The organism is Corallococcus sp. 4LFB (assembly GCF_046520365.1).
Lineage (GTDB): Bacteria > Myxococcota > Myxococcia > Myxococcales > Myxococcaceae > Corallococcus > Corallococcus caeni.
In genome coordinates, this window is the sequence record NZ_JBKGHJ010000705.1 from 1 (window position 1) to 3,283 (window position 3,283).

Here is a 3,283-nt window from a genome sequence, read left to right on the forward strand (position 1 = left end):
ACGGCACGGCGGTGGCGCACGCGCGGCTCGGCTCCGACAGGGCCTGCCCGCGACGGCGGGCAGCGACTCCAGGCCCGCCAGACGGCGCAGCAGCGGCTGGCCGTCCGGACGCTGCGCGAGGAGGGCGCACAGGCCCATGCGCACGTACTCGCTGGGGTCGTGGTGCGCGACCTCCGTGAGCAGCGGCAGGCGGTGCTCTTCCGACAGCAGCGGCGCGCACTGCTCCAGCACCTGACGGCGGAAGAGGAAGTCCTTCTCCGAAGGGGCCTGCGCGCGCAGCCGCTGGCGCAGCAGGGCCAGGCCCGTCAGCGCGTCCACGGTGAGCAGCGCGCGCAGGGCCTCCGCCTGGAAGAACGGGCTCACGTCCTCCTGGCCCGCGAGGCTCGTCAGCGTGGGGCCCACCTCGGGCAGCGACGCGGCGACGCCCGGCACGGCTTGCGCGAGCTGCCGGAAGGCCTCCAGCGCGGCGAAGCGGTTCTGCGCGCGGGGCGCGTCCACGGCGCGGTCCAGCAGCTGCCTCGCCAGCGGCACGGCGGCGGGCTGGAGCTGCTCGGGGTGGGCCGTGGCCAGCACGCCCGTCAGCGCGCGCAGCGCCGTCTCTTCTTCGATCAGCAGCTTGTGGCGGCGCTTCTCCTGCCGCTCGCGCAGGGCGTCGAAGCCCATCCACCGGTCCAGGGCGCGCAGGTCCTCCTTGCGGTCCTTGCGGTCCTTCACCGTGGCCTTGAGGTGCTCCACCAGGACCTGGCGGCGCGCGGCGTCATCCGCCGCTTCGTTGTGCTGGCGGGTGAACTGGACGATCTCCGCGTGGATCGCGGCCAGCTCCGTCTCCAGGGCCTCCAGGGCCACGCCCAGCCATGGAGCCAGCCCTTCCAGGCCGGCGGGACGCGGGCAGCCTTCCACCATCCGCCGGGCCAGGACTTCGACCGAGGCCCCCCGCACACGGCGGTGCAGGGGGGGCAGGGCTTCCAGCAGCTGGGATTCGAGAGTTTCGTTCGCCGGGTGCATGTCGCGGCCAGAGCTATTCATTGCTTGAGAAACCTGCCCGGCCCCCCCAGGCACGCGTTCGGATCAGGACAGCTCACGACACATCAGGGCCGCAAACGTTGTTCATCCAGCAGCTCCTCGAACTCCTCTTCGGTGGGCGTGACGTCCTGCAACCCACGTCCACCTGTCCAATCCCACCGCGCTCCGAGTGAAAAGACGTTCTGCGTGCCGTACGGGCCGGAGAGGAACGCGCGGTCCTCCGCGAAGAGCATGAGGCGGTTGCCGCCCTTGCCCATCCACACGTTCCAGTCCAGGCGGCCCGACACGCGGTGGCGCAGGTAGGCCGTGGAGCGGTGAGCGTCCTGGAAGCGCTGCGACGCGCTGTAGCCCAGCTCCACGCGCGTGCCCTGGAGCCTGCCGCCCAGGAGCGCCGCCCAGCTCGCGTAGGCGCCCGCGTTGTCCACCGTGTAGAGGTTGGCGTTGCTCACCGCGGACATGCCCAGCGTGGCCACGTGGTCCTGGAACGGCTGCCAGCGCAGGGACAGCCGGGGCGACAGGCGCCGCGGGTGGTCCTTGCCGTAGAGCCAGTAGACGTTCTGGTCGTAGCGGCGGGCCTCCACCGCGCTGCCGCCCTGCATGGACTCCAGCGACAGGCCCAGGCCGGGGATGAGGCCCACGTCCGGGGACAGGCGCAGGTAGCGGTCCGCGGAGACGCGGCCTCGCGCGCTCCAGCGCATGGCGCCGTCGAGGGTCTGCGAGAACACGCTGCCATGCATGGACAGGCGCAGGTCGCCGGGCAGCTGGTTCACGTACGCGGCCACGGTGCCGCCGAGCACGGGGGTCTGGTTGAGCGGGTAGCGCGCCTCGGGCGTGAAGCGCAGCCACGCGCGGCCCGGGGACAGCTCGCGGCGCAGGGACAGGCGGACCTCCAGGCCCGTCTGGAGCGGGCGGTTGAGCAGCTCGCCTTCCTCCACGTCCTCGCTGCGGTAGCCCATCTCCGCGGACACCATGCCCAGGCCGCCCGTGCGCGCCTCCGGAGGCATGCCCTCCGGCAGGAGCGACATGCCCGGCGGCAGCGCGGGCCAGGGCAGCGGCTCCAGGCCCGTGGTGCCCTGGGCCCACGACGGGGCCGCGAGGGCGCTTGGATCCGAGGCGACACCCAGTTGCACCTGCACCAGGGCTTCACCTTCGGGCGACTCCAGGCTCACGCGGTGCGGACCGCGCGAGGGCAGGAGCAGCCACGTCTCACCCATGCGGCCCAGCGGCTGGGACGCGCCCTGGAGGCCGGGGTCGGCGTCCGCGGGCAGGCCCAGGTGCATGAGCGGGCCTTCCTCCGCGCTGGAGCCGCCGGTGCCGTCACCCGACGGCAGCGGCGTGCTGCGCAGGAGCAGCTCGCGGCCCGACGAGGGGGCCAGGGCGGTGGCGCGCACGCGCAGGGCGGTGGGGCCCAGCACGGTCATCACCACCGGCGCACCCGGGCGGCTGCGCAGCAGGGACAGCGGCTGCGGGGCGGCCATGACGCGGGCGTTGGCGCTGGCTTCCTCGGACTCCACGAAGCGCACCAGGCCGGTCTGCTGCGTGTCGGCGCGCGCCATCACGACTTCCACCTGGTGGCGGCCGGGGACGTCCAGGCGCGTGCCCAGGATGGCCGTCTCGCCCTCGGCGACCTTCAGCTCGCGCACCACGCGGCCATCCACGCGGAGCGCGAAGGCGCAGGTGCCGGCGGCGTCCACGCCCGGACGCGGGGTGGTGCCGCAGAGGACCTCCGCGCCCAGCGGCCGGGGCTGCTTGACCACGAGGCTCATCACGCGCGAGGCCCCGGCGGGCAGCAGCTTCGCCTCGGACAGCTTCCAGGGCGGGGCGAGCAGCGCCTTGCGCACGGACAGGGCGACGTCCTCGTCGTCCGAGCCGGCCTCCGACATGGCCAGGAGCGAGCCCGCGGTCTCCTCCGCGTCGCGCAGGCCTTCCCAGCGCGTCCAGCGGCCCGCGGTGAAGCGCATGCGGCGCACGTCGGGATGATCCGCCCACGCCTGGAGCTGGCTCGCGAGCGCGGCGCCGAGCGGCGCACCGCCGTCCTTCCACGCCTGCGGCGAGTCCTGGAGCCGCTCCAGCATGCCGAGCGCTTCCAGGCCCACCTGCGGCAGGCCCGTCTCGCGGTACAGCGCGGCCATGGCCAGCGCGCCCGCCGCGTCCTCACCGGAGGCCGACAGCAGCCGGGCGCGCAGGTAGCGGCCCTGGAGGCTCTTGTCGCTCGACACCGCCGCGAGCGCCGCGTCCTCGTGGCCCTCGCGCACCTGGG

2 protein-coding genes are annotated in these 3,283 nt (G+C 74.2%); both read right to left on the reverse strand.

Annotation, left to right across the window (positions count from 1 at the left end; genetic code table 11):
- The coding region (locus ACLEQD_RS39860; RefSeq protein ID WP_410391151.1) for a hypothetical protein at positions 1-1,026 on the reverse strand (1,026 nt) is incomplete at its 3' end.
- Positions 1,027-1,088: 62 nt separating this feature from the next.
- Positions 1,089-3,283, reverse strand: a 2,195-nt coding sequence (locus ACLEQD_RS39865) for a hypothetical protein (RefSeq protein WP_410391153.1), incomplete at its 5' end; no start/stop codon positions are given.